Source organism: Mucilaginibacter sp. (assembly GCF_028288105.1).
Classification (GTDB): Bacteria; Bacteroidota; Bacteroidia; order Sphingobacteriales; family Sphingobacteriaceae; genus Mucilaginibacter.
This window is the reverse complement of record NZ_JAQBOI010000223.1, coordinates 12,058-38,493: the sequence shown is the minus strand read 5'-3', so window position 1 is coordinate 38,493 and position 26,436 is coordinate 12,058. Positions and strand designations below refer to the sequence as shown.

22 protein-coding genes and 1 pseudogene are annotated in these 26,436 nt (G+C 40.9%); 10 read left to right on the top strand and 13 right to left on the bottom strand.

Annotation, left to right across the window (positions count from 1 at the left end; translation table 11 throughout):
* Positions 1–221: pseudogene (locus JWQ85_RS15360) on the top strand (hypothetical protein); the annotation flags it as partial.
* 117 nt (positions 222–338) lie between these two features.
* Positions 339–1,538, top strand: coding sequence for a glycosyltransferase family 87 protein (locus JWQ85_RS15355; protein ID WP_299469505.1), 1,200 nt, complete (start codon positions 339–341; stop codon positions 1,536–1,538).
* 63 nt (positions 1,539–1,601) lie between these two features.
* Here the strand turns inward: JWQ85_RS15355 and JWQ85_RS15350 are convergent, their stop codons facing one another.
* From JWQ85_RS15350 to JWQ85_RS15340, 3 genes are read right to left on the bottom strand one after another with little or no spacing between them, the layout of a single operon-like run.
* On the bottom strand, positions 1,602–3,062 hold the full coding sequence (locus tag JWQ85_RS15350) for a 2-oxo acid dehydrogenase subunit E2 (RefSeq protein ID WP_299469503.1): 1,461 nt from the start codon (positions 3,060–3,062) through the stop codon (positions 1,602–1,604).
* Between the two features lie 57 nt (positions 3,063–3,119).
* Entirely contained in the window at positions 3,120–4,355 is a 1,236-nt protein-coding gene (locus JWQ85_RS15345; RefSeq protein ID WP_299469501.1) for a competence/damage-inducible protein A, read from the bottom strand.
* Positions 4,356–4,357: 2 nt separating this feature from the next.
* Positions 4,358–7,063 carry a putative LPS assembly protein LptD gene (locus tag JWQ85_RS15340; protein ID WP_299469499.1) on the bottom strand — a complete coding sequence of 902 codons (2,706 nt, stop codon included), beginning with the start codon at positions 7,061–7,063 and terminating at the stop codon, positions 4,358–4,360.
* A gap of 94 nt (positions 7,064–7,157) precedes the next feature.
* Between JWQ85_RS15340 and JWQ85_RS15335 the strand changes: the two genes are divergently transcribed.
* Both JWQ85_RS15335 and JWQ85_RS15330 read left to right on the top strand, forming a co-directional pair.
* A complete protein-coding gene (locus tag JWQ85_RS15335) occupies positions 7,158–8,078 on the top strand; it encodes an N-acetylmuramoyl-L-alanine amidase (protein WP_299469497.1) in 921 nt (306 codons plus the stop codon).
* Positions 8,079–8,116: 38 nt separating this feature from the next.
* Positions 8,117–9,061 carry an MlaD family protein gene (locus JWQ85_RS15330; protein ID WP_299469495.1) on the top strand — a complete coding sequence of 315 codons (945 nt, stop codon included), beginning with the start codon at positions 8,117–8,119 and terminating at the stop codon, positions 9,059–9,061.
* A gap of 55 nt (positions 9,062–9,116) precedes the next feature.
* On the opposite strand, the gene JWQ85_RS15325 is transcribed toward JWQ85_RS15330, so the two are convergent.
* From JWQ85_RS15325 to JWQ85_RS15310, 4 genes are all read right to left on the bottom strand, one after another.
* Positions 9,117–10,034 (bottom strand): ribonuclease Z, encoded by a 918-nt coding sequence (locus tag JWQ85_RS15325; protein ID WP_299469493.1) that lies wholly within the window; start codon positions 10,032–10,034, stop codon positions 9,117–9,119.
* 19 nt (positions 10,035–10,053) lie between these two features.
* Complete coding sequence (locus JWQ85_RS15320) at positions 10,054–10,431, bottom strand: STAS domain-containing protein (protein WP_299469491.1); 378 nt, start codon at positions 10,429–10,431, stop codon at positions 10,054–10,056.
* Positions 10,432–10,483: 52 nt separating this feature from the next.
* Positions 10,484–11,428, bottom strand: a complete 945-nt coding sequence (locus JWQ85_RS15315) for a phosphoribosylaminoimidazolesuccinocarboxamide synthase (protein WP_299469490.1) — start codon at positions 11,426–11,428, stop codon at positions 10,484–10,486.
* 77 nt (positions 11,429–11,505) lie between these two features.
* Positions 11,506–12,471: a PhoH family protein gene (locus JWQ85_RS15310; RefSeq protein WP_299469488.1), complete on the bottom strand. Its 966-nt coding sequence runs from the start codon at positions 12,469–12,471 to the stop codon at positions 11,506–11,508.
* 103 nt (positions 12,472–12,574) lie between these two features.
* Here JWQ85_RS15310 and JWQ85_RS15305 point away from each other — a divergent pair, with 103 nt between their 5' ends.
* From JWQ85_RS15305 to JWQ85_RS15295, 3 genes are read left to right on the top strand one after another with little or no spacing between them, the layout of a single operon-like run.
* A complete protein-coding gene (locus JWQ85_RS15305) occupies positions 12,575–13,351 on the top strand; it encodes an SAM-dependent chlorinase/fluorinase (RefSeq protein ID WP_299469486.1) in 777 nt (258 codons plus the stop codon).
* A gap of 10 nt (positions 13,352–13,361) precedes the next feature.
* A complete protein-coding gene (locus JWQ85_RS15300) occupies positions 13,362–13,901 on the top strand; it encodes a hypothetical protein (protein ID WP_299469484.1) in 540 nt (179 codons plus the stop codon).
* Positions 13,902–13,938: 37 nt separating this feature from the next.
* Positions 13,939–15,771: an ABC transporter transmembrane domain-containing protein gene (locus JWQ85_RS15295; protein WP_299469482.1), complete on the top strand. Its 1,833-nt coding sequence runs from the start codon at positions 13,939–13,941 to the stop codon at positions 15,769–15,771.
* A 91-nt stretch (positions 15,772–15,862) separates the two neighbouring features.
* On the opposite strand, the gene JWQ85_RS15290 is transcribed toward JWQ85_RS15295, so the two are convergent.
* Positions 15,863–16,954: an MBL fold metallo-hydrolase gene (locus JWQ85_RS15290; RefSeq protein WP_299469480.1), complete on the bottom strand. Its 1,092-nt coding sequence runs from the start codon at positions 16,952–16,954 to the stop codon at positions 15,863–15,865.
* A 663-nt stretch (positions 16,955–17,617) separates the two neighbouring features.
* Between JWQ85_RS15290 and JWQ85_RS15285 the strand changes: the two genes are divergently transcribed.
* Positions 17,618–19,018, top strand: a complete 1,401-nt coding sequence (locus tag JWQ85_RS15285) for an MBL fold metallo-hydrolase (RefSeq protein ID WP_299469478.1) — start codon at positions 17,618–17,620, stop codon at positions 19,016–19,018.
* Positions 19,019–19,155: 137 nt separating this feature from the next.
* On the opposite strand, the gene JWQ85_RS15280 is transcribed toward JWQ85_RS15285, so the two are convergent.
* From JWQ85_RS15280 to JWQ85_RS15260, 5 genes are all read right to left on the bottom strand, one after another.
* The gene (locus JWQ85_RS15280; RefSeq protein WP_299469476.1) at positions 19,156–19,467 is read right to left on the bottom strand and encodes a hypothetical protein; all 312 of its coding nucleotides are present in this window, start codon (positions 19,465–19,467) and stop codon (positions 19,156–19,158) included.
* Positions 19,468–19,698: 231 nt separating this feature from the next.
* The gene (locus tag JWQ85_RS15275; protein ID WP_299469474.1) at positions 19,699–20,157 is read right to left on the bottom strand and encodes a hypothetical protein; all 459 of its coding nucleotides are present in this window, start codon (positions 20,155–20,157) and stop codon (positions 19,699–19,701) included.
* Entirely contained in the window at positions 20,126–20,854 is a 729-nt protein-coding gene (locus tag JWQ85_RS15270) for a (Fe-S)-binding protein (protein ID WP_299469472.1), read from the bottom strand. Before JWQ85_RS15270 ends, JWQ85_RS15275 begins: the two co-directional genes overlap by 32 nt.
* 12 nt (positions 20,855–20,866) lie before the next feature.
* Positions 20,867–22,189 carry an MFS transporter gene (locus JWQ85_RS15265; protein ID WP_299469470.1) on the bottom strand — a complete coding sequence of 441 codons (1,323 nt, stop codon included), beginning with the start codon at positions 22,187–22,189 and terminating at the stop codon, positions 20,867–20,869.
* Positions 22,190–22,252: 63 nt separating this feature from the next.
* The gene (locus JWQ85_RS15260; protein ID WP_299469468.1) at positions 22,253–22,942 is read right to left on the bottom strand and encodes an aspartate/glutamate racemase family protein; all 690 of its coding nucleotides are present in this window, start codon (positions 22,940–22,942) and stop codon (positions 22,253–22,255) included.
* A 151-nt stretch (positions 22,943–23,093) separates the two neighbouring features.
* On the opposite strand from JWQ85_RS15260, the gene rnr reads away from it, so the two are divergent.
* Both rnr and JWQ85_RS15250 read left to right on the top strand, forming a co-directional pair.
* The gene (rnr, locus tag JWQ85_RS15255; protein WP_299469466.1) at positions 23,094–25,232 is read left to right on the top strand and encodes a ribonuclease R; all 2,139 of its coding nucleotides are present in this window, start codon (positions 23,094–23,096) and stop codon (positions 25,230–25,232) included.
* Positions 25,232–26,380, top strand: a complete 1,149-nt coding sequence (locus JWQ85_RS15250; RefSeq protein ID WP_299469464.1) for a TlpA disulfide reductase family protein — start codon at positions 25,232–25,234, stop codon at positions 26,378–26,380. Before rnr ends, JWQ85_RS15250 begins: the two co-directional genes overlap by 1 nt.
* Positions 26,381–26,436: the final 56 nt, after the last annotated feature.

The following is a 26,436-nucleotide window of genomic DNA, read 5'->3' as shown; positions in this document are numbered from 1 at the left end:
TGCGTTATGAGGATGAAGGTTTGGTTGAAGCCTTAGAGTTTGAACACATTCACGAACGTTTTTATTCGGGCAGCTACAAATTTGTTATCGGAAAGATAAACCTGCAAAAACTTATCGACAACCAGGAACGCATAGCAGATAATAAGGCTTTTGTGGCCTTTGCAGATCAGTTAACAGGAGTTACTTTGGCAAAGGAAATACAGTATGCAGCCGTGCTGTAATAGTATGCGTCAGAATATAAAAGAGATTGTACTTAACTGTGCAGTCTCTTTTTTATTTTAAGGCACTCTTTATATCTCTATCAGCATTACGTATTATTGCAAGCCCATACGCCTTATATGCAAAAACTTAAAAATATCCTGTTCAATAAGCCTTTAATTCTTACTCTTTGGTTTGGCCTGAGTTTTTTTGCTGTGGCAAAAGATGTTATTATGCATTTTTCGAATAAAGAAACTACGCATAATAACTATATCATTTATAAGCATAACTTTTTAAACCTGATTCATCAGCAAAGTTTGTTTGGCCCCGAGCCGCAATATTACTTTGATCTTAACCACTACGGGCCGGTATTTGGTTTGGTAATTGCACCTTTTGCTTTAATGCCCAATCAGTTAGGGGTTATACTTTGGGTAATGTTCCTCGCTTTTATTTTATATTATTCAATTATAAAATTGCCTTTAAATAATTCTCAAAAGCTTGTGATACTGTTGTTGAATGTTAATAGTATAATGGGTTCATCCGGTAATGTGCAGGTTAATCCACTGATCACAGCATTGGTAATTTTCAGTTTTATATTTATTAGAAAGCAGCAGGATTTTTGGGCCGCGCTGATGATAATTTTAGGTACCGCAATTAAGCTGTACGGTATTGTGGGGCTTGCCTTCTTTTTCTTTTCAGATAACAAACTCAAGTTTATTTTAAGCCTTATTTTTTGGTCGGTAGTATTGTTTGTACTGCCAATGTTGGTATCATCGCCCGAGTATATTTTAAAAACTTACCGTGACTGGTACCCCGATCTATTAGCTAAAAACGCGGCAAACTTTACCTCTACCCGAGGGAACGTAAGCGTAATGGGTATGATAACCAAGATATTCTTGGTGAAGAATTTATCAAACATGCTCATATTAGTTCCGGCGATATTAGTATTTGGGGCCTCTATGCTTAGAATTAAATACTGGAGGAACCTGAAATATCAATTACTGTTATTGTCATCAGTTCTAATTTTTACTATAATATTCAGCACCAGTTCCGAACCACCAACCTATGTTATCGCATTTATTGGTGTAAGTATCTGGTTTGTAATTTTAGACAGGCCAATTACCGGATACGAGCGTTTCCTTATCATATTTGCCCTGGTGTTAACCAATTTTTCTCCTTCCGATCTTTTTCCGCGATATTTAAGGGTCAACTATGTTATACCATATGCCTTAATAGCGTTTCCGTGCCTTTTAATATGGCTTAAAATAATTTATGAAATGCTTACCCGGAATTTTGATAAGGATGCCGAAACCTTACAGCTGGCCGGCTATGCTGATTAAGTTATAAAACAAAAAGGCTTCCATATTTGGAAGCCTTTTTGTTTTGAATTAATATATCCTGTTTTATAAAGTCCTGTTAATGTCCCATTTCTCCAGGTAATGGGCTACTCTGCTTACAAATGATCCGCCCAATGCGCCATCAACTACACGATGATCATATGATAAGGACAGGAACATCATATGCCTTATGGCTATAGCATCTCCTTTTGGTGTTTCTATTACTGCAGGCTTCTTTTTAATTGCGCCAACGGCCAGTATAGCAACTTGTGGCTGGTTAATAATGGGCGTACCCATTACATTGCCAAAGGAGCCAACGTTAGTAATAGTAAATGTACCGTCTTTTACATCATCGGGCTGCAGTTTGTTGTTACGGGCGCGGTTAGCAAGGTCATTAACGGCTTTAGTAATGCCTACAAGGCTTAACTCGTCGGCTTTTTTAATAACCGGTACAATAAGGTTACCACTTGGCAGCGCGGTTGCCATGCTAATATTGATATCCTTTTTCTTGATGATCTGTGTTCCGTTAACCGAAACATTTATCATTGGGAAATCTTTAATAGCTTTTACAACTGCTTCTATAAATATTGGCGTAAAGGTTATTTTCTCACCTTCGCGCTTTTCAAATGAGTTTTTTATTTTCTCCCGCCAATTTACCAGTTCGGTAACATCAGCTTCAACAAATGAAGTTACATGCGGCGACGTATGCTTGCTGTAAACCATATGGTCGGCAATTAAACGACGCATGCGGTCCATTTCAATTATCTCATGGCTACCCGAAACAGAAGTAGCTGCAGCTTGTGGGGCAGTTTTAGGTGCTTCGGCAACAGGTACAGCGGTTTTTGATTGTACAGGCTCTACTGGCTGCGGTGACGGTGCAGGAATAGGCTGTGTAGCTTCCGTTTGTTGCGGGGCCGTAAAGTTTTGTGTTGCAGATCCGTTAACGCCACGTTTCTGAAGATAATTCAGCAGGTCGTCTTTTGTTAAACGGCCTTCGGCACCTGTACCCGGTATTTGATCAAGTTCGGCACTACCAATACCCTCTTGGGTGGCTATATTTTTAACTAAAGGCGAGTAAAAACGGTTCTCGTACTTAACACTGCTAACAGGGGTAGTTTCTCTTTGTTCAATTTGATCAATGCCCGGTATATCAGCAACAAGCTCAGGGGCCTGTTCTTCAACAATTGCCTGCGGTGTTGCTTGTGCTACAAATTGTGGTGCTTTTTCTGCTACAGATTGTGGGGCTGCTACAGTTGCAGCTGGTGATATATCATTGCTCTCGGCCGCATCAGTTTCAATAATGGCAATTACAGAGCCCACCTGTACTACCTCATCTTCTTTACAAAGCTGTTCAACTAATTTTCCGGATACCGGCGATGGAACTTCTGAATCGACCTTATCGGTCGCTATTTCCATAACTGCCTCATCGGCTTCTATATAATCACCTGGTTTTTTAGTCCATTTAATTATTGTTGCTTCCGCAACACTCTCACCCATTTTTGGCAGTAATAATTGATATTTGGCCATATGTAAAAACTATAGTTCTTTGGACAAAATTATACAATTCAAACGTTACATTTTACTTTATTTTAGTAAAGTAATTAACATGAAAAATGCAGCTACGGCACTTCTCTCTATATTCTGTAAGCGCTTGTTGCCAAATGTGAATTTCTTAACAACCGTTTTATTTGCGTTTGCTACCGCGATCCATACGGTGCCTACGGGCTTCTCCTGGGTACCACCACCCGGGCCGGCAATACCGGTTATTGCTAACGCATAATCTGATTTAAATTGCCTTAATGCACCTTCAACCATCTCGGTTACAGTTTCCTGGCTAACAGCGCCAAATTGGTATAGGGTTTCGTTTTTTACGCCTAAAATATTTTCTTTTAAGTCGTTAGAATAAGTTACTGCGCCGCCTAAAAAAACTTGCGATGAGCCCTCATGTTGGGTTATTAAATGAGACACATATCCACCCGTGCAACTTTCTGCAACTGATAAGGTAAGCCCTTTACCAGCCATATGGTTCAGTATCACTTTTTCAAGCGGAATATCTTCCTGTGCAACCACATTGTGGCCAACTCTTTCAACAATTCGGCTGGAAAATTCTTCTAATTTATCATTTAGTGAGGTTTCACCATCGCTATAAGCACTAAGCCTTAAACGCACCTGCCCCATTTTTGGTAAATAAGCAAGCTTAATATTAGCGGGCAGATCGTTTTCTATATCCGCTATTTTTTCTGCCAGGAAAGATTCGCCCTCGCCAACCGTTAATATGGTTTTGTGAATAATAACCGGCAGTTTTAATGCTGTTTTCAGTTTAGGTATCACCGTTTCCTCCATCATGTACTTCATCTCGAAGGGAACACCCGGCATTGATACGTATATTTTACCATTAACATTAAACCACAAACCCGGTGCGGTACCATTGTTATTTAGTATTATTTCACAGTTTTCGGGAACTTCGGCCTGTTTACGGTTTACCTCAAGCAGTGGCCTGTTATAACGCTTAAATATATTAAGTACATTATTTAGGGCATCATCATTTAAAACCAGTTTAACATTAAAGTATTCGGCAAGGGTTTGTTTGGTAATATCGTCTTTAGTGGGGCCAAGTCCTCCTGTAATAAAAATGATATCTGCACGGGTTGTGGCTTCGGCAAGGGCGGTAAGTATGTGTTGACGATCGTCAGACACTGACGATATCTGCTTTACTCTTATACCTTCCTCATTTAACTTTTGGGCCATCCAGGCAGAATTTGTATCAACAATTTGCCCTATTAATATTTCATCGCCAATAGTTATTATCTCTGCGAGCATGTTTAATTAAAATTTTGATTATTGGTATAATCGCTGCGTTTACTTAACTTAAGATCTTGCAAGATAGATGCCTTTACCTTTAAGGTAACGTTGTATGATTTATAAAACCCAAAAGGCAGCCATTGAACCGATAAGTCCCAGCAGTGCAGGTCGCGATAGATAGCGAAAGATGTAGCATCAGATAGCTTTCCTGCTTTAAGATCGTAGTTGCTATTATATTGTATTTTCCATTTTTGAGTAATACTTACATCTCCGCTTAACATCACTGTATTACTTGATGAGCTGTTTATAATGTTGTTGCTGTAATTAAAGCTATAATTAAGGGAGATATTCCAGGGGATATTAAAATCGATATACGCACCGGGATCACTGTTTATCATGGCCAGCCTTTGTGCCTGGTTGGGGTCCATTGTTTGCAGTGTAGTACCAACGGGCACTACGTTTTTAGGCCTAAAAGTTGCCGGGTTTAAACTCCCGCTCATAGAGAAACTAAAGTTAGCAAGCATAGGTAATTTACCATCCTGCCAGCTATAGCGGTTTATCTTTCTGATATAGTTTTGTAAGCGTCCGTTTGAAATTGAATCGCGCACCTGCGTAACATATGGGTCAAATGAGCCGCTAAAATTGATGTTGACCTTTTGGTTTAAGATTGCTGTATGGCCCGAAAAGTTAATATTCGAAAGCTTTAGGGAGTCAGCCGCGAAATTATAAAAGGTAGAAAAAGTTAAACCTTGCAGAATAGGTATCTTCCTGTCCACACCAGATGTATCTGTACTTTTCGCCTTAACCTTTGCTTCAATAGTATTATCGAGCGAGAAGCCTATACCCGCTTGTTTGCCCGGTGAAGGCCCGCCATAAACTGATTGCTCAAAAATGGAATATCGTTGTGCATAATATGGATACGGAACTGTGGCGCTGCTAACGGCTGTTTTGTAATAGCCATAACTTGGGTCGCCAAAATCCGGGCGGTAGTTAAAGCTGATAGACGGTGTTGATACATGCCTGATAGCTTTTATATTACCTTTCTTAAAAGGTATTGTACCATATATTTTTGTAGAGACGCTTGCATTTAAGCTATACTCGCCTGCACGGGCAAAGCCTGCAATGGTATCGGTAACCGGTAATACCTGGCCGGCAACGCTACCCCTGTCAAACCTTCTGCGGATGGTTTGCATATACCAGCGTTCGGTATAGTTAGCGCCTGTGCTAAATTGAAAGTATTTCAGAAAAGTACTATTAAAGGCAATCGGTATTTGGTGTTGTAAGCCATTTTGTAAGCGTTTACTGAAAGTGTTTGCTTTAAATAACTCTGATTCGGGAATATCATTCAGTTTGTTTGTACCAACCAAACTATAACCAACAGTAATACGCTGATACCATTTTTGCTCACCAACACGGTCTTTAGAATCAAATGGACTCAATGTTGACATGTTGAAACTAAATGTAGGAAGCTCCAGGGTAACTGTTTTTTTGGTAAGATCCTGGCTGTGGCCTAAACTCACGTTAAGGTTAAATGGCGTTCCTGCCCATACTCTCCCGTAAGATATACTGGATCTTAAGTTATTTTGGGTAAGTGATTCCAGGTTATAATTACTTTGCCCCGGGCTGTTCCTGTAAAAACTTTGCGTACCTGCATTAACCGATGCGCTAAATGTTGTACCGGGGTTAGCATTTGGGTCTTGTGAATGTGTCCATGCAACATTAAAATCTTTTACAGCCGGATCGCCGGCCAGGCCATAATTATGCGAGCCATAACTTAACGTTAAATTGCCACCATACTTGTAACGTTTTAAATACCGTATGTTAGAGCTTAACTCGTACGACCCTTTTGAATACAAGCTGGCCATAGTTGTAACATCAATATTATCATTTAAGCCAATGTAATAACCCAGGTTACGTAAATAAAAGCCAAGTTTTGCATCTTCCCCAAACGTTGGCAATATAACCCCTGATGTACGTGAATCTGGCTTTGGGAAAAAACCAAACGGGATAGCCAATGGTAAAGGCACGCCAGCAATTTCCAAATATGCCGGCCCCGAAATAATACGATTTTTTTGACCGATACCCTTTGTAATAACTATGCCAAAGTGTGTATCAGGGAAAGGCAGATCGCAGGTACTAAAAATTACATTGCGGTAAGCTACCTCGGTTTCGTTGAGTCTTTTTGCCTGCCCGCCGGATATAAAGTTACCTTCCTGCTCTGATGCCGGGTTCCATATTTTCCCTTTTTTGGTCTTGTAATCAAAAAGCAGGGAATCTGACGCAACCGGCTTTTCGGTGCCTTGTTTTGATAAAGGCCTGCCTATATATCGCCTTGTTTTTGGGTCAATAGCACCGCGGGCAAATATTTGGTGCTTGTTTTCATCAACACGAATAAATTCAGCATCCAGTTCAAAATCCTCATAAGTAACATGCGCCTTGCCGTATAGGTATTTTATTTTGTTATCATTATCTACAAATGATGAATCTTCGGCTATAGCTTTACCAATTGATTTAAGGCCACCAGCACTTGGCGTAGTATCCTTTTTTGTAGAAAGAACTGAGTTTGGAGCGGTAAAGCTGCGCCCCGATTTTTGGGCATTTGCAGCCGGCGCCTGGCTTTTAGTGCCGGGCAATTTCTTATTCCTGGCAGAATCAGGCTTAATAATAGTATCTTTAACAGTTACATTTTGATTGCCTGTTTGTGCAGAGGCTATCACATTAACCATTAATATAAGTGCAAGTAGAAAAAAAAGCCTAACTAATTTCAAAATTGATTATGAATAGTATTTTTGCAGGTACAGTTAACAGCGTTCAAACATAATGAAAAATAAAATATTGAACAGGTTGAAAAGAATGATTTGTGGCTTTGCCGCGATAATAGTTTGCTTCTCATTGTTTTCGTTCACATCAAAAGATTACATAAAAAAGGATACCGTTGTAAATAATAGTTTTAAACTTAAAACCATTATTGTTGATGCAGGCCATGGCGGTAAAAAAACGGGTGCATTCGGCTCTTATTCAGTTGAAAAAAATGTAACGCTTGCAATAGCACTTAAATTGCAGAAAGCGATAGAAAAAGAAATGAATGATGTTAACGTTATCATGACACGTACTACCGATGATGACATAGCCTTCCGTTCAAGGGCGGATATTGCCAACTCCAATCATGGTAATGTGTTTATTTCTATACATTGTAACTCGTTGTCAGACAGGCGCCGTACCGAAATAGTCGGTTACAAAAAAGGCAAAAGGGGCAAAAAAATACCTATATACAAAACAGTTTCGGTTCCAGACCGTTCAGGCAAAGGGCCTTTACTGCTTGTTTACAGCACAAAAAGAATAGGCCCGCAAATTGAAGCGCTTCGTGAAAACGCCGAATTGTATGAGGATAAAAACTACAAAGAGCAGTATAATGGTTATGACCCGGACGACCCAGCATCGGTTATTTTGCTTAACGCATTTAAAAACAAATACCGTAAACAAAGCATACACCTGGCCAACTTAATAAATACGGAGTTTACCGATGGTGATGGCCGCCGAAGCGAAGGTGTGCGGGAACAGGTGCTATTTGTGCTTGACCATACAGCAATGCCATCGGTACTGGTAGAAACGGGTTATATAAATAACCACGATGATGAAGAGTATTTAAACTCGGAAGCTGGCCAGAATGAGATTGTGAACTCGATAGTGAGGGCCTTGATCAATTATAAAAAAGAAGTAGAACAAGTAGTAACACAATAATATTATCGGCTTAATGCCTGCAACCTATACACATACCTATGAAAATTTCTAACGAAACTAAAATTGGGGCATTAACCGCAATATCTATAACCATATTAATATTAGGATACAGCTTTTTACGTGGGAATGATGTTTTCTCATCTGCCAATAAATTTTACGCCATTTACCGTAGCGTTGAAGGCTTAACCATATCAAAGCCTGTTTTGGTGAATGGTTTTCAAATAGGCAGGGTATCAAAAATGGAGTTGCATGCTGATGGCCGCACCACTGTTGAGTTTAAAGTAGATAAGCAATATAACATACCCGATAATACTTTAGCCAAACTACAAAGCACCGATCTTTTAGGCAGCAAGGCTATTGTTTTTGAATTAGGTAATAGTACCAAATATGCCGCCGACCAGGATACCTTACGCGCTGATATACAAGGCAGCCTGGCAGAAAGCCTGCAGCCAATTCAAAAGAAAGCGGAAGTATTAATAACTAAGGTTGATTCTGCTTTGGGTGCTATTAATAAAATTATGAACCCAAAGTTTCAGGCAAATGTTGATCGTAGTTTCACCAGTATTGCAAATTCCTTACAAACATTAGAAGGTACTACCAAAAAGATAGATGCCATAGTTGGCGCGCAAAGCAGCCATATCAACTCTATAATGGCTAATGCAGATATTGCATCAAGTAATTTAAAAACCAGCACAGCAAGTTTAACGGGTATTTCTACCAATTTTGAAAGGGTTAGTACCGATCTGGCTAATTCAAATATTAAAGGAACCTTAGATAATGCCAATAAAGCCGTAGCCGATCTGCAAGCTACTATGGCCAAGATCAACAGCACACAAGGATCTTTGGGTTTATTGCTTAACGATACTAAGATGTACGATAATCTTAACACGGCTTCGGGCAACCTAAATAACCTTTTCCTTGATATTAAAGCACACCCAAGCCGTTATGTACACTTCTCGGTATTTGGTAAAAAAGCAGATTAAGTGTTGTGAGCAGTGAATGGTGAGTAGTTTAAACTGCTTACTGCCAACTGAAAAATCACTCTGATATCACAAATGTTTTTCCTTCTACAGCAAGCTCTGTATTGGGGAAAACGCTTTGTGCTTCGTCCAGCAACTCATTAAGGGTTTTGTAACGGGCCGAGAAATGACCTATAATCAATTTACCTGCATTTACTTTTACAGCTACCTCGCCAGCCTGCAATGCGGTTGTATGGTGGGTTTGGTTTGCCCTATCCAGCATATCATTCAAAAAAGTAGCTTCGTGGTAAAGCAGCGTTACAGCATTTATCTGCGGCAAATAGTTTTCATTGTAAAGCGTATCTGATACGTAAGCGTATGATTTAGGCTCCTGGGGTTCAATAGTAAGTACGCTATTCTTATAAATACTACCATCGGGAGCTTCGTAATCGTTACCCTTTTTAATTGCTGTATAATATGGAATTGGTATTTGCAGTTCCTCTATCTTTTCTTTGATCAGTTTCCTTAAACGTTTTTTCTGCCTGAATAAAAAGCCGGTGCAGGGAATACGGTGATTAAGTGGAATAGTTTCTACAAAAATATCCTGGTTTTCTAATATCACCCCCCTGCTGGTAGCATCGGTAAAAATGAACTCGACAGGATAGTTCAGTGTGGTTTCAGAATATTTTAATTGCAGGTCTACAATCTCTTTTAAAGGTGGCGGGCAAAATACTTTTAAAGTTTTTTTGCGGCCGTTAAGGTGCATTGATGATAGCAGGCCAACCAAACCAAGATAATGGTCGCCATGTAAATGGCTAATAAAAATGTGATCTATGCGGTTGGCTTTAATATCAAAGCGCAGCATTTGCTGCTGGGTACCTTCGGCGCAGTCAACTAAATAAAGCTTTTCGTTTATATTAAGTATCTGCGCAGTTGGGTTCCTGTTAAAAATAGGGGTCGCAGAACTGCTGCCCAGTATTGTAACTTCAAATTTCATACCGGGGGTAAACAGGTTATTATCTAACTTCCTTCTTCAGTTCTTTTTCTATCTCTTCCATAAAAATAAGGTCGATGCCTTCTTCGCATGTTGGAACAATAGAAAGTACATTATCAAGCTGAGATATTGTAATTAAGCGGGAAACAGCTTCATTTAAGCCACACAGTATAAATGAACCGGTTGCATTTTTACATAAACGATGCCCTACTAATAAACTGCTTAAGCCAGATGAATCTGCAAATTTCACTTGCGAAAGATCAAGGATGATATTCCTCTGCCCTTCTGTATTGATCAGTATTAACTCGGATTTTAGCTGAGGCGTAACCAAAGAGTTTAATTTTGATTCGTTAAGCTTGATTAGAATATATTTCTCGTGTTTGTCAACCGTGAATTTCATATTGCTATAATTAAAAAGCTAAGATATAATTAATTTATCTTTAATTAAAGAATTACAAAATAGCCAAAGCCTTATTAATTGAGTTTTCAACTCTTTTTACTACATCAGTAAGCTCGTGTTTAACAAAAGCTTCGCCTGTAATTTGTTCATAAAGTTCAATATATCGTTCTGATATAGACTGTACAATTTCTTTTGTCATCTCCGGAACCTTTTGCCCGTCCTTACCCTGGAAACCGTTTTCGATAAGCCATTTTCTAACAAATTCTTTCGAGAGTTGTTTTTGAGCTTCGCCGCTTGCCTGGCGCTCAGCATAACCCTCGCTGTAAAAATACCTTGATGAATCTGGCGTATGTATTTCATCTATCAGGTAAATGGTATCGCCAACCTTACCAAATTCATATTTGGTATCTACCAAAATAAGGCCTTGTTTGGCGGCTATTTCGGTACCACGTTTAAATAATTGGCGGGTATAGTTTTCCAATTGAACGTAATCTGCTTCGCTTACAATACCTTGTTTCAGTATTTCCTCACGGGATATATCCTCGTCATGCCCTACCGATGCTTTTGTAGTTGGTGTAATGATAGGTTCCGGCAAAATATCATTCTCTTTTAAACCTTCGGGCAAAGTAACACCACAAACCTGGCGTTTGCCTAAAGCGTACTCACGCGCGGCATGGCCGGCTAAGTACCCTCTTATCACCATTTCCACCTTAAAAGGTTCGCAAATGCGGCCGATAGTAACACTTGGGTCGGGTACGTTTATTACCCAGTTAGGTACTATATCAGATGTAGCCTGTAAAAATTTAGCAGCTATCTGGTTTAATACCTGCCCTTTGTAAGGGATAGCTTCGGGCAATACCACATCAAAGGCCGATATACGGTCGGTAACCACCATTGCCAGGTATTTATCCTGTATTGTATAAACATCGCGGACTTTACCCTTGTAGTAATTGGTTTGTCCCTTAAAGTTAAAGTGTGTTTCTTTTATTGCGTCCATGTTATATGAGAATCGAGGCAAGAATCAAGATAAGATAGATCCTGTCTTGATTCCTGACTCTAAAAGTCTTGTTCTAATTATTGAATATCTCCGTAAGCTTCCAGAATGCGTTTCACCAGTTTGTGGCGTACAACGTCTTCGCCGCTCAGGTAAACAATATCAATACCCTTTATGTCTGTTAATATCCGCAAGGCGGTATAAAGTCCCGATTGCTGTTTCTTTGGCAGATCTATCTGTGTTACATCACCCGTTACTATGAATTTAGCAGATGGCCCCATACGGGTCAAAAACATTTTTAGCTGCATATCTGTAGCATTTTGCGCTTCATCTAAAATCACAAAACAATTGTCAAGTGTACGGCCACGCATAAATGCAAGCGGTGCAATCTCAATTGTGCGGTTCTCCAGATAAAGTTTTAGCTTTTCGGCCGGTATCATATCATCCAGCGCGTCATATAATGGACGCAGATATGGATCTATCTTTTCCTTCAGGTCACCCGGTAAAAAGCCCAGGTTCTCCCCTGCCTCAACAGCCGGGCGGGTAAGTATAATACGTTTTATCTCTTTGTTTTTTAAAGCCCTAACAGCTAATGCTACAGCGGTGTATGTTTTACCAGTACCCGCGGGCCCAATAGCAAACAAGATGTCGTTTTTGCTCAGGCTATCAACCATGCGGTGCTGGTTCGGCGTGCGCGCCCTAACCATAATACCGTTGGGGCCAAATACCAAAACTTCGCCACTTGCAAATTTATCAGGTGTGCTTTCGCCTGCTGCTGCAGGTTTGGTAGTAGGCTTAGCGCCTAATATCCGCTCCACATCAATAACATTTAAGCTCTCAAATTTTTCTACATGCTGCACCAGGTAATCAAATTTTTCCTGGAAAACGGTTAGTTCGTGCTCATCACCTAAAACTTTTACTTCGCTGCCACGTGCAACTAATTTAAGCTTAGGGAATTGCTTCTTTATGATCTCGAAATGATCGTTATTCGGTCCCCATAATACTGCGGGGTTTATTTGCTCAATTGATAACTTTAGCTCGTTCAATACTAATTGATTTTTGTCAGTTTGCGAATTTTTATGAATTAAAAATTGAATATTTGCACCTTTAAATGCTTTACAAGATTAGCAATAAATATTTACAAAATTAATGGCAATTATAACTTTAACTACTGATCTGGGCGATAAAGATATTTATCAGGCTGCCCTTAAAGGTAGTATTTATAAATTGCTCCCAACGGTAAATATTGTAGATATTACTAACAATGTTGCCGCCTTTAATGTGCAACAGGCCGCCTTTATTTTAAAGAACAGTTTTTACTATTTTCCAGACAATACCGTACACCTTATAGGTATTGATACTGTGTACAATACCTATACCCGTTACCTGGCCGTTAAGTACAAAAACCACTACTTTGTTGGTGCCGATAATGGCATATTTTCGCTGATGTTTGACCAGGACCCGGAAGAGATTGTGGAAATTAATATTATACAGGATTTGAAGTTTTTGCATTTCCCGCTGGCAGATATTTTTGTGAAGGCCGCCTGCCATTTAGCCAACGGCGGAACTTTGGCCGAGATAGGCTTACCGGTAACCAGTGTTGAAAACAAAATGAACTTGCAGCCCGTTATAGAAAAGAATTTAATTAAAGGGGCGGTGATCTATATCGATTCGTTCCAGAATGTAATAACCAATGTTACCAAAGAGTTTTTTAACCGTGTGCAGCAAGGCAGGCGTTTTGTACTTTACTTTAAACGTAACGAAACCATAACCCAGCTAAGCTGGCATTATAATGAAGTACCCGAAGGCGAAAAACTTTGTCTGTTCGGTATAAGCGACCACCTGGAGATTGCCATAAACAAAGGCAACGCCAGCGGACTTTTAGGCCTAAACCTTGGCGATAGCGTAATTATTGATTTTCAATAGACTAAGGGCTATGAAACATTTATTGTTATTGACTTCCCTCCTGCTTTTTAGCGCCGGTGTTTTTGCACAGGTAAATACAGACTCGGTTGCATATAACAAACAACGCAGCAAGATAAACGCTATGCTTGCTGCCCGCAAGGTAAAGTTTAGCCAGTACGATAGCAGCCTTACCAAACGCAGTGGCATATTCCACATGCAAACCAAAAACGATATCCGCAAATCAAACGATATTCTGATGGATATTGTGGATACCGACGATGAGATCTTCATAGAGCTGAAGAAACTTTTTGACTACCGCACATCGCAATTGAATTATACCGCATATCAAAAGAAGCAGGTCGAGAACAATGTGAAGGAAGTTGAAAAAGCACGTATTAGTTACATGAATACCATTAACAGTTATCGTAAGCAAAACGAAACCTTAAGTGCCCAGCTAAAAAAGCAAATTGAAGATTATGAGAAGAGAAAAGTACTATCTATTATAGTATTTGGTTTCATGCTTGCGTCAATTTTAGTGCTATTGGTCATTAAAAGGAAAAGAAAGGCTTAATTTTACGTTTTAATTAAAATAGTACATCAAAATATAAATGGCAAGAGGACGACTGAACAGTGGCAGTAAGGCAGAAGCAGAATTACCCAAAGCAAAAATAAATTCACAAAGTTTACAGAAGGTAGCCAAACTACTCACCTATATAAAACCATATCGGGGCAAATTTATAGCCGGTTTATTATTCCTGTTTATATCGAGCCTGGTTGGCCTTGCCTTCCCTGCTATATTAGGCGCTTTAATTGATGCCGCGCAGGATAAATACAAATACTCCTTTTTACCACATAGCATAACATTGATAGGTATTACCGGCATGGTTTTGTTGTTTGGCCAGGCTTTTATATCATTTTTCAGAATAGTTTGGTTTGTACAGGTTGCAGAAAAATCACTGGCCGATATTAGGCGCGATACCTATTTTAAACTGATAACCCTACCCATGAATTTTTTTGCTAACCGCAGGGTTGGTGAACTGAACAGCCGCATCTCTGCAGATCTTTCGCAGATACAGGATACCTTAACCACAACCATTGCCGAAATGGTAAGGCAACTGGTAATTATGATAGGCAGTGTGGTATTATTGGCCATAGTTTCTATAAAACTTACACTTGCGGTATTGGCTATATTGCCTTTTCTTATTGCATTTGCAGTTGTTTTTGGCCGTTTTATACGCAACCTGTCAAGGCAGGCGCAAGATAAGCTGGCCGAGTCTAATACCATTATCGAAGAAACCTTACAGGGTATTGCCAATGTCAAGGCTTTTGTAAATGAATCATTCGAAGCTAACCGTTATAACAAGATCTTGCGCGATGTGGTAAATATTGCTGTGCGCGGTGCAAAATTCAGGGGCGTATTCGCTTCCTTTATAGTATTCTGTTTGTTTGGGACGTTTGTAGGCGTAATATGGTATGGCTCTGTACTGGTGCATAACCACGAAATGTACTTTGGCGATCTTACCACTTTTATCATGTACTCGATTTTTGTAGGTGCTGCAATGGGTAGTTTCCCGGATTTATATGCTAACCTCCAGAAAGCTGTTGGTGCCAGCGAGCGTGTTTTAGAGATACTGGATGAGAAAGGCGAAGATGTTTCTATTAACGCTATCGATAATGTTGTTAAACAGAAAATTTATGGTAACCTGGCGTTCAATAACGTGGTATTTGCCTATCCATCGCGTGCGGAGCTAACGGTTTTGAAAGATATTTCTTTTACTGCCGAGGCCGGGCAGCGGGTAGCTATTGTGGGGCCAAGCGGTTCGGGTAAATCTACCATGGCCGCGTTGATACTCCAATTTTACCATCCGCAAAGCGGGAGCATTTATTTTGACGGACTGGATGCCGATGAATATGCCCTAACAGATATCCGTAATCAGGTAGCCATTGTTCCACAGGATGTACTGCTGTTTGGCGGTACTATATTAGAGAATATTGCCTACGGTAAACTGAGTGCAAGCAAAGAAGAAATTGTAGCGGCGGCCAAAAAAGCCAATGCCGACCAGTTCATCACCTCTTTCCCGGAAGGGTACGATACCGTTGTTGGTGAGCGCGGCATAAAACTATCCGGCGGACAACGTCAGCGTATTGCCATAGCCCGTGCATTGCTCAAAAACCCGGCTATACTGATATTGGATGAAGCAACCTCATCGCTCGACTCGGAATCCGAACGTTTGGTACAGGAAGCTTTGGAAGTGCTGATGAAAGGCCGTACATCTATCATTATCGCCCACCGCTTATCCACTATCCGCGAAGCGGATAAGATCATTGTACTGGAAAAAGGTAACATCATCGAAACCGGTAACCACCGGGAGCTGATAGCAAATGAGCAGGGCTTATACCGGTATTTAAGCCAGCTGCAATTCGAGACCGCACAGAGTTAATGGAAAAGTCGAAAGTCTTAAGTCGGAAGAGGCATGCGGATTATTGCCGTAAGGAATCTCTACCGGTTAGGTTATCAGCTCAAATAATTTATTAAAAATCCCACCAAACTACCTTCCTGGGCGGATCACCCAAAGTATAAGGCTCCCCTATACGCGGGACGTTTACCGGGATACCCAGCTTTTCGGCAGCGGGCAGGAGTTTTTTGATAGGTTCGTTCCAGGTTTGATCAGATGCTTCAAACTTAGCCCAATGGATAGGCTGCAGTAAACGGGTCCGCAGGTCAACTGCTGCCTGGGCAGCTTGCCCAAGCCACAGATGTGCCCATGGCCAATTCGGACTGTACTGTCCGCATTCCAGGAAAGCCAGATCGAATGGGCCATATTGTTGGCCTATTTGTTTAAAGAGTGGCCCGTAACCACTATCGCCACCATAAAACAGCCTGTAATTATCTGCCTCTATCACATAAGATGCCCAGAGCGTTTTATTTGCTTTAGAATAAGTGCGGTTGCTGCGGTGTTGCGCCGGCGTAGCGGTGACCCGGAGACCACCAGGCAGCGTAACCGATTGGTTCCAATTCAGTTCGATGATCTTTTTAGGATCAAATCCCCAATACACCAGATCCGAACCTACACCCATTGGCACTACCGCCGTTTTAATATGGTCTTTCAATCTTTTCAGGGTCCGATAATCCATGTGATCATAGTGGTCATGGGAAATGATCAGTACATCAATTGGCGGCATATCCTTAGCGTGGTAATTGGTAGTTCCTTGAAATGCCGTAACCAATCCGGGCACAGGCCCGGCATGATTGCTAAAAACAGGATCAATGAGTATGTTACCCTGTCTGGCTTTGATCAGCAAAGACGAATGCCCGAACCAAACTACGATTGGTGCAGGGGCTGCAAGTGTTCTCAGATTAGTTTTAACCCATGGCAGGCCATGAGAAGGCCTGGTGGTTTTAGAGCGATTGTGTAACAACAAAAGCAACTTGTTGCGCTTCACTGTCGAGTCGTTACGTTCAGCCAAATTTTCGAAACCGCCATTTTTGTAATTAGGCAAAGTGTCTAACCGGGCGAGCGCTTCACCTTTCGGATTTTTACCCACTGACTTTACCAAGCCACAACCCGCGATCGCCGTCAGCAACAGCGCTGCCATCCCAGCCCCCAAACAACTCCTTTTCATAGCCTAAAAACCCAAATAACGCTTAAGGTTAGATGATTATTTCATAAGTGACGCAATGTAGGCGAATTGAGCTTCAAATATTGCAGAACCAAAATTGGAGCTTATTGTTGTTGCTGACTTGTTTCTTTTAGAAAATCTGTTGTTGAGAAGTCCTCTGGAAAATAGTCAGGAAATTGTCGGGTTATACTAAAATGCTTGTTCATTTTTTGTTCACCATGGAACAAAGTGGAACATGTGTTAAAATTGTAATTATATATAAATCAAATGTTTAATTTAAAATAACTAAATATCCTTTTTGGCTTGTAGTTAACTTTATAGTGCCTAAAATAGGCCGAAATAAAGTCGAAAAAGGGCTAAAAAAATCTTTTTTTATAGGCGCTGTTTTTGTTCAATTTCGAAAAAAGTGGAACAAAAATTAAAATTACATAAAGCACTGTATATTAGTTTTTTAACAATAAAATTACTAAGTATTTGTTTAGGTACTGACAGGATTATGTCGGTATTAACCTATTGATTATCAAAATGTTCCACTTGTTCCGTTTGTTCCATATTTTAGTGGAACAAGACATGAACAGTGCAGCCAAAATCCCTTAAAATTTAAGGATTAATCGTTATTATTGCATGAGGCCGCATACCCTTGTATGTTGCCTGCGAACTAAATAAATGAAACTAACTATACACGGCGCTGCCCAACAGGTAACGGGCAGCATGCACCTGCTTCAGGTAGGTCAATATAAAATACTGATAGATTGCGGCCTCGATTACGAGAAAGATCATAATATACAGGTTAACGAAGATTTTGGCTTCCGGCCCGAAGAGATAGACGTTGTTATATTAACACACGCGCATATCGACCACTCGGGCAACTTGCCTACACTGGTACGCATGGGTTTTAACGGCCAGATCCTTTGTACTCCCCCTACCGCAGATCTAACGGAGCTGTTATTGCTCGATTCCGTAAACATCTTCCTGCAGAAAGCGCAAAAAGGTAATCACCGTAACAGGCGTAAACATAAACATAGTGCGGGCGGTCCGCAGCCATTATATCTGCAAAAGCATGTAATGGATACGGTAGAACGCTTTGTCACCATTGCTTATAACAAACCTTTCCGCATTACCGGCGACATCGAACTAACCTTTATCCCTGCGGGACACCTACTTGGTGCGGCCGCGGCAGTATTAAAGGTAAATGATGAAGGCACAGAGAAATCTATTGCCTTTACCGGCGATATTGGCCGCAAAAACTATCCGGTATTAAACGATCCGGATCCGCTGCCACCGGTCGACTATATCGTATCAGAATCTACCTATGGCGGCAGAATGCATAGCAAAGGCAAATCAGTACAGGAAACTTTGATAGAAACCATTGAAAAGGTTTGTGTGGTAGAACAAGGCCGGTTAATTATCCCCGCATTTAGTATTGGCCGTACACAATCGCTGGTATTTGCGCTAAATAAGATCTTCAATAGCGGCTTGCTCCCTCCTGTTAAGGTTTTTGTGGATAGCCCCATGGCTGCAAGGGCTACCAGTTTATACCGTAAACACCACAACCTGGTAAACGCCGAAGCACAGGAGTTTTACAACAAACAAGGCGACGAGTTTGAATTTGAACACCTTACTTACGTGGAAACTTTAAAAGATAGCAGGCAGGTATCCAATTACTACGAGCCCTGTATCATTATATCATCAGCTGGTATGTTAGAGGGCGGACGGATCCAGGATCACCTTTTCTACAATATTCAGAACTACTATTGCACCATCCTATTTATAGGGTATTGCGCTAAAGGTACGCTGGGCCACCGCCTGTTGCGCGGCGATCCTATCGTACATATTAAAGACCGCGATCTGTCTGTTTATGCAACTATCAAGCAAACGGATGTTTTAAGCGCCCACGGCGATCACGAAGATCTGTTGAATAACATTAAGGCTCAGGACGTAAACAAGCTTAAAGGCGTTTATTTGGTACATGGCGAGGCCACCAGCATGCAGGCCATGGCAGATGCATTGGAGCAGGATGGTTATAAAGTCACCATCCCGGAGAAAGCTGTGGCTTACGAGTTGTAAGAAATTTGACGCATAGACGCAAAAGTATCGCAATATTAACGCCCAGGAACGTTCTTAAAACGCCTTTTTTCGCCCCTATTTGAACATAGTTTGGACGTATGACGGCTTGTTGGTGAGGACACCAACATGAAAGTGTGTTATTCAAAAAACTCTTCTGTCGCGGCCACTAAAGTAATATGCTCTAACACGGGTTCAGTCTCTAAGCCGCTTGCCCAAAGCTCTTCATCAAACTTTTTGAAAGACGCTAATGATGTTAAAACATCATGCGCTTCTTCGTTTTCAAACTGGTCGAAATGCATAAAGGTTTTCCCGTCGGGCAGCAGCCAGGTGCTATATTTAATACCGGGGTGGTTTAGTTCTTTTAATTCGTTTACAATGCCCGCAATGTTGGCCTGGTTTACAGGTGCGAATTCGGCTGTGGTGGTGTAGTGTACCCTTAATGCTTTCATGGATTGTTTTGATTAGATTATCAAATTTACGTTGGAGGAATGATAAAATGCGAGGCAATTTAAGACAATATAACAGGTAATTTGCGACAAGATTATTATCAAGAAAATACGCAAGAGGCTAAATAATTCCACCGTTGTTGGTGTCCTCACCAACAACAGTTAGGACAGGTATTAAATAACGTTGAATGCAAGACGGTTTGTTGGTGAGGACACCAACAAAGGGGATAACATCTATACTTTTTTCTGGCAGAAAGCGATTAACTCTTGCGCTTCAAGTTTCGAGATAACGTATTGGAATATCCATCCAACAATCGCCAAAGCCGAAAGAAAGAAAAATTTGAAATCAATAAAAATACCAAAAACTATAGTACCCAAAAGAGCAAATATTAAGTTTAAGTAAGGGATTTTATAGGCGAATTGTACGGTTACCAGATCGTTTTCAGCTTTCAGGTAAAACGTTCCTTTTTCTACTTTAACTGGAGTGTAGCGCCATCTATTGAAATTGTATGCATTATCAAAGGAAACCATGTTGTAAAATACTTTCACGTCGCCATATTCTCTTTTTTTCAGAATAGTAACTATCCGCTCTCTTATAGTATCCAGATCAAAGTCGCTTTTGATTTCAAGCTGATATTTTAGCATCGTCAGCTGAATAGTATTACACATTCCCCCACCCGTGCGCCAAAACATCGGCTATGTGGATGGTTTTAATAGGCAGGTTGTTTTTATCGATATATCCTTGCAAGTGTAACAGGCATGATGCATCGGTAGAGATGATATAATCCGCTTTGGCAGCAATAGCGTTATCTACCTTTTGCTGGGCCATAGCGGTTGATATGCCATCAAACTTAACGGCAAAAGTGCCACCAAAGCCGCAGCAGGTTTCGTTATCTTTCAGGTCGACCAGCTCCAGGCCTAACACTTTTGACAGTAACTGGCGGGGTTCGTCTTTAATTTTACATTCGCGCAGGCCGGCGCAGCTATCATGGTAAACGGCACGGCCTTCCAGCTCGGCGCCAAAATAATCAACCTGTAAAATGTTCACCAAAAAATCGCTCAGCTCGTAAATATTACTTTGTATGTTGCGGCATTTATTGTGCGATGTGGTGTTGGTAAACAGGTCGTTATAATAATTCCTTACCATACCGGTGCATGACGCCGACGGCGATACAATTATACTATCCTCCTTAAAATCATTCAGAAATTTGCTGCCTACTGCTTTGGCATCATCCCAAAAACCGGCGTTAAAAGCGGGTTGGCCGCAGCAGGTTTGTTCGGGGTTATAATTTACGGTACAGCCGGCCTTTTCAAGCACCTTTACGGTGTTAAAAGCAGTATCGGGATACAACTGATCTATAAAACAGGGGATAAATAATTCAATTGTCATCTGCACAAATCTTTAAAGAGCGCTAAATTCTGAATTTTTCTGCAGTTTCTGCTCTGTTCTTAATAAAGAAAACAATAAGATGAGCCCGACAACGAAGAACAACCCTAAAACGAGAGTAGAATTACGCATGCTTCCGGTAAGTTCTTCTATCAAGCCGAAACTGAACAAACCGCCCACAAGGGCCAGCTTTTCGGTAACATCGTAAAAGCTGAAGAATGAAGCGGTATCCGGGATATTCTGTGGCAGAAACTTTGAATAGGTTGAGCGGGAAAGTGATTGGATCCCTCCCATTACCAAACCCACAATAACGGCAATGATATAAAACTGGGTAGATGTTGTGGTGAAATAAGCGGCTATACAGATCCCGATCCACATGAAAACCACAAATATCAAAACGCGAACATTACCATATTTATCAGACAGGCGCGACATGAGCGTTGCGCCCCCAATGGCAACGATTTGTATAATAAGGATGATGGCAATCAACTCTGGTGTTTTCATATGCAATTCTTTGGCGGCAAAGGCCGTTGCAACCAGCATAATGGTTTGCACCCCCATCGAATAGAAAAAGAACGAGGGTAAATATCGTTTTAATAAAGGCATGCTTTTAATTTTTACCCACACTTTGCCAAGTTCAATAAAACCACCTTTTATTATATTATGCTGATGTGTTTGTGCATTGGGGCTGCCTTTTGGCAGGACGGAAAAAGGTATAGCAGCAAAACCGATCCACCATAAACCAACTAACAGGAAGGAAAGCTGCGCAGGAAGGGCCTTATCGGTAATACCGAATATTTCAGGCTTCAACACAAAGGCAAAACAAATAAGCTGCAACAATACGCTACCTATATAACCATAAGTAAAACCCTTTGCGCTAACTTTATCCTGCATGTCAAGCGTCGCAATTTCCGGTAGATAGGAGTTATAAAATACAAAGCCCCCGCTGTACCCAATTGCGGCCAGTGCAAAACAAATTACGCCCCATTCAATGCGTTCTGCATTGAAAAAGAATAAGCCACAACAGGCAACTGAACCCAACAGGGTAAAAAACTGCATAAATACCTTTTTATTACCACGATAGTCGGCAATAGAACTTAGTATAGGCAGCAAAAGTACCATGATCATATAGGCAGCAGCCAAAGCATAATTTGTTAGCGCTGTGTTTATAAAACTATGACCAAAAAAGCTTACCTGGTTGCCATTGTTGGCATTTTCTGTTATAGCTACATAATAAGCCGGAAAAACGGTTGTTGTAATTACGAGGTTATAAGCCGAATTTGCCCAGTCGAACATTGCCCAGGCGCGGATGGTTTTAGGGTTATTTTTTTCTTGCATTGCACACTAAAAGTATGCAATTTTTGCAGTTTAAGAAATATTAGAAAAAATCAGCTTTGCGGCTTAACCCAAAGCAAACTCCACCGCGGCGGCCGAATGGATCTGCGTGGTGTCAAACTGAATGACGGCTGTATCTTCCGGCTTTATCAGCAAAGGTATTTCGGTGCATCCTAATACAATGCCCTGGGCGCCTTGTTGTATCAAACTGTCAATTATTTGCAGATAACGGGCTTTGGTTTCAGGTAAAAATATGCCTTTGCCCAGTTCGTCCATTAAGGTTTGGTGGATAAAATCCCTGTCGGTTTGGTTGGGTGTTAATGGTTCAATACCTGCTGCCGATAGTTTATCGGTGAAAAAAGTATGCTCCATGGTAAACTTTGTACCCAGCAAACCCACCGTGGTAAGTCCGTGACTATTAATAACTTTTGCCGTCGCTGTCGCGATATTTATTACGGGTAATCCAATTGCCTTTTCGGCTTCATCGGCAATTAAATGCAGAGTATTAGCGCATAAAACAATCGCTTGGGCACCGCTGTTGCGTAAACCTATGCCGGCTTCAATAACCATTTGGGTTGTTTTAGTCCAATTGTTAGTAGCATGGTTTTTAGCGATATCGGCATAATTAAACGAGTGTAAAAGCAGTTGCGCCGCGTTTACGCCACCCAGTTTATCATTCACGCCCTGGTTAATAAACCTGTAATAATCTATAGTTGATACCCAGCTGGTACCGCCGATAAGCCCTAAAGTTTTCATGCGGTAAAACTATCATTATTTAGACCCTATAGAAGTAAAGCCAGGCAAAGCGAACGTTTTTTACATTATGCTTACGCATACGGCATGGTTTTAGCAATCGTTACCGAATAAAACAAGTACCATTTCGTACCTTAGCAACAAACATCTATAAATGTCTAAAAAGAATAAACACAACTCCACCATCGACCAAGTGCTAACGCAAATGGTACTGGATATATTTGAACAAAACGGCAATACGCCACTAAACCATAAACAAGTTTCTGCCAAACTGAACGTACGCGACCCCGATGCCCGCGGCGTTATCCTCGATATTTTAAAGAACGAAGCCTTTAAAGGCGTAATGAAAGAAGTATCGCCGGGCAAATTCCAACTACTCGAACTAAAAACCTTTGTTGAAGGCAAGGTTGACCTTACTAATGATGGCTCGGCCTTTATTGTTACCGATGACCCGGATGAAACCGATATTTTTGTTGCCCCACGTAAACTGCGCAATGCCTTAAATGGCGACCGTGTTAAGGTTTATGTATATGCAAAAAGCCGTGGTAAAAACCAGGAAGGCGAAGTAATAGAAATATTGCAGCGTAATAAAATGGAGTTTACCGGTGTGGTAAAACTATCCGAGCGCTTTGCATTTTTTATCCCCGATGATCGCAAGATGATGCACGATATTTTTATCCCCATCAGCGATTTAAATGGTGCCAAAAACGGTATTAAAGCCGTTGCTGAAATTACCGACTGGCCGGCCGGCGCTAAAAATCCGATAGGCCGTATCAAACATATCCTTGGCGTACAAGGCGAAAACGATACTGAAATGAACGCCATACTGGCCGAGTACGGGTTCCCCCTATCCTTCCCTGCCGAGGTTGAACGCGAAGCCGAAGAGATCCCTAATGATATCACTGCCGATGAAATAGCCAAACGCCGCGACTTTAGGGATGTGCTTACCTTTACCATTGACCCATTTGACGCCAAAGATTTTGATGATGCCCTATCCTTTAAAAAACTGGATAACGGCAATTATGAAGTTGGCGTGCACATTGCCGATGTATCGCATTACATCATCCCCGATTCAGCTTTGGATAAGGAAGCCTACGAACGTGGCACATCTGTTTACCTGGTAGACCGTGTTATACCAATGCTGCCCGAAAGGTTATCAAACGGGTTGTGCTCGCTTCGCCCTAACGAAGATAAGCTGTGCTTTGCAGCTGTTTTTGAGCTGGATGAGGACGCCAATATTGTTGAGCAATGGTTTGGTAAAACCGTGATCCACTCAGACAGGCGCTTTGCTTACGAGGAAGTGCAGGACGTAATTGAAACCAAAACCGGCGATTATGTGGAAGAGATAGAAAAGCTAAACGCCCTGGCCTACAAACTGCGCGACCGTAAGTTTAAAGCAGGAGCCATCAGCTTTGAAACTACCGAGGTTAAATTTAAGCTGGATGAAACAGGCAAACCTATTGGCGTATATGTGAAAGAACGTAAGGATGCCCACAAGCTGATAGAAGATTTTATGCTGCTGGCCAACCGTAAGGTTGCCGAGCATGTAAGTAAAATGGGCAAAGGCAAGCAAAAGTACACCTTTGTTTATCGCGTGCACGATACACCAAAACCCGATGCGCTGGCCAACTTCGCGCAGTTTGCAGCAAGATTTGGGTATAAGATCAACACAAAATCTGATAAGGAAACCGCCAAATCCCTTAACTTTTTAATGGAGGATGTGGAAGGTAAAAAAGAACAGAACGTGCTTACCCAACTGGCTATCCGTTCCATGGCTAAGGCGATATATACCACAAAAAGCAGTAGCCATTATGGTTTGGCGTTTGACCATTACACGCATTTCACCTCACCCATTCGCCGATACCCGGATGTAATGGTACACAGGTTATTGCAGCATTACCTTAACGGCGGCCAAAGCGCCAATGCCGATCATTATGAGGAATTGTGCAAGCACAGCTCGCAAATGGAGAAAAAAGCTGCCGATGCCGAGCGTTCATCGGTTAAATACAAACAGGCCGAATATCTTAAAGACCAGGTTGGTAATATATTTACCGGCATCATTTCGGGGGTTACCGAATGGGGAATGTATGTAGAGATCATTGAGAATAAATGCGAGGGTATGATACGCCTGCGCGATATAAGCGATGATTTTTATACTTTAGACGAGAAAAACTACGCCATTATTGGCCAGCGTAAAAAGAAAACCTACCAGCTGGGCGATGAGGTACAGATCCGTGTTAAAAATGTAGACCTTACCAAAAAGCAAATAGATTTTTCATTAGTACAGATGTAATGCACCGCAATTATATAAAGTATTTTATAATATCTTTTTTCCTGGTATTTACAGTAAGTGCTTTTGGCCAGGTTATATCGCTGAAAAAATTCTCGATAGAGGGAACTATTAATGCTGATACCGGTACTATTAACATGTATCTCGTGGCTGATAGTTCTTACTTTCCCGCGGGTGTTAGGCAGTTAAGCTCAAAAATAATAGATCATAAATTCAGGTTTGAAGGAAGTATACCCTATCCAGTTGGCGTACAACTTGCACAAAATAATAGTCGTTATCAGTCGGGCCTGTTTGTAATAACTCCGGGCAACCAAACCATAATTTGTAATACCGATTCAAACAGAATTACACCGCAAGTGCAAAACCACGTTATGCACGAGTATAATAATGTATATAATCCTGCCTTTGCATACTTAAAAAAAGAAAGCCTGGCAATTAAAATGTATGAGGATAGCTTAAACACTCTGTATAATAAAAAAATACCCGATAGTTTGAAAGCTGTTATTGAGCAGCGGTATAAAAAAGGATATTCCGAGCATGATAAAACTTTGTTGCAATATACATTGTCTCATCCCAATTCATACTTTGCGTTTTGGCAGCTTGTGCGTGTTTCTATATTTGGGTACGAAAATATTTTTGAACAGATATATAATGCCTTTTCGCCCGACATTAAAAATACTTATACAGGTAAATATTTATATAAGCGGCTTCATGGTACATCATCACTATTAGTTGTTGGTACGGCATTCTCAAATATTGAGTGCGCAACATCAACCGATAAGAAAATGACGCCTGATGTTTTCGCAAAAAATAAATATACATTGGTCGACTTTTGGTATAGCCATTGCACACCATGTATTGGTCAGTTTGCAGATTTGAAAGCTATCTACCAGCAATATCACGCCGATGGATTTGAAATGGCAGGGATATCTACAGATGCAATTAAATATCGCACTAACTGGTTGAATGTGATAAAAGTTAATAATTTACCATGGTTGCAATATTGGGATAAAAATGGTACAGAAGCGACACGATTGTCGATAGAAGTATTTCCCACAAATTTTTTAGTGAATAATAAGGGTATTATCGTTGCAAAAAACTTAAGACCAGCAGAGGTTAAACAATTTTTAAAAGAAAACTTAAAACAATAAGGTGTGTCTGGTTACTATTTAAGTGACCAATGTTGAATAAAATTCACAAATCACCG

What these genes read in the sequence shown, in the direction of transcription:
- JWQ85_RS15355 (WP_299469505.1), top strand. Translation starts at nt 339, where the DNA reads ATGCAAAAACTTAAAAATATCCTGTTCAATAAGCCTTTAATTCTTACT.
- JWQ85_RS15350 (WP_299469503.1), bottom strand. Translation starts at nt 3,062, where the DNA reads ATGGCCAAATATCAATTATTACTGCCAAAAATGGGTGAGAGTGTTGCG.
- JWQ85_RS15345 (WP_299469501.1), bottom strand. Translation starts at nt 4,355, where the DNA reads ATGCTCGCAGAGATAATAACTATTGGCGATGAAATATTAATAGGGCAA.
- JWQ85_RS15340 (WP_299469499.1), bottom strand. Translation starts at nt 7,063, where the DNA reads ATGGTTAATGTGATAGCCTCTGCACAAACAGGCAATCAAAATGTAACT.
- JWQ85_RS15335 (WP_299469497.1), top strand. Translation starts at nt 7,158, where the DNA reads ATGAAAAATAAAATATTGAACAGGTTGAAAAGAATGATTTGTGGCTTT.
- JWQ85_RS15330 (WP_299469495.1), top strand. Translation starts at nt 8,117, where the DNA reads ATGAAAATTTCTAACGAAACTAAAATTGGGGCATTAACCGCAATATCT.
- JWQ85_RS15325 (WP_299469493.1), bottom strand. Translation starts at nt 10,034, where the DNA reads ATGAAATTTGAAGTTACAATACTGGGCAGCAGTTCTGCGACCCCTATT.
- JWQ85_RS15320 (WP_299469491.1), bottom strand. Translation starts at nt 10,431, where the DNA reads ATGAAATTCACGGTTGACAAACACGAGAAATATATTCTAATCAAGCTT.
- JWQ85_RS15315 (WP_299469490.1), bottom strand. Translation starts at nt 11,428, where the DNA reads ATGGACGCAATAAAAGAAACACACTTTAACTTTAAGGGACAAACCAAT.
- JWQ85_RS15305 (WP_299469486.1), top strand. Translation starts at nt 12,575, where the DNA reads ATGGCAATTATAACTTTAACTACTGATCTGGGCGATAAAGATATTTAT.
- JWQ85_RS15300 (WP_299469484.1), top strand. Translation starts at nt 13,362, where the DNA reads ATGAAACATTTATTGTTATTGACTTCCCTCCTGCTTTTTAGCGCCGGT.
- JWQ85_RS15295 (WP_299469482.1), top strand. Translation starts at nt 13,939, where the DNA reads ATGGCAAGAGGACGACTGAACAGTGGCAGTAAGGCAGAAGCAGAATTA.
- JWQ85_RS15290 (WP_299469480.1), bottom strand. Translation starts at nt 16,954, where the DNA reads ATGAAAAGGAGTTGTTTGGGGGCTGGGATGGCAGCGCTGTTGCTGACG.
- JWQ85_RS15285 (WP_299469478.1), top strand. Translation starts at nt 17,618, where the DNA reads ATGAAACTAACTATACACGGCGCTGCCCAACAGGTAACGGGCAGCATG.
- JWQ85_RS15280 (WP_299469476.1), bottom strand. Translation starts at nt 19,467, where the DNA reads ATGAAAGCATTAAGGGTACACTACACCACCACAGCCGAATTCGCACCT.
- JWQ85_RS15275 (WP_299469474.1), bottom strand. Translation starts at nt 20,157, where the DNA reads ATGTTTTGGCGCACGGGTGGGGGAATGTGTAATACTATTCAGCTGACG.
- JWQ85_RS15270 (WP_299469472.1), bottom strand. Translation starts at nt 20,854, where the DNA reads ATGACAATTGAATTATTTATCCCCTGTTTTATAGATCAGTTGTATCCC.
- JWQ85_RS15265 (WP_299469470.1), bottom strand. Translation starts at nt 22,189, where the DNA reads ATGCAAGAAAAAAATAACCCTAAAACCATCCGCGCCTGGGCAATGTTC.
- JWQ85_RS15260 (WP_299469468.1), bottom strand. Translation starts at nt 22,942, where the DNA reads ATGAAAACTTTAGGGCTTATCGGCGGTACCAGCTGGGTATCAACTATA.
- rnr (WP_299469466.1), top strand. Translation starts at nt 23,094, where the DNA reads ATGTCTAAAAAGAATAAACACAACTCCACCATCGACCAAGTGCTAACG.
- JWQ85_RS15250 (WP_299469464.1), top strand. Translation starts at nt 25,232, where the DNA reads ATGCACCGCAATTATATAAAGTATTTTATAATATCTTTTTTCCTGGTA.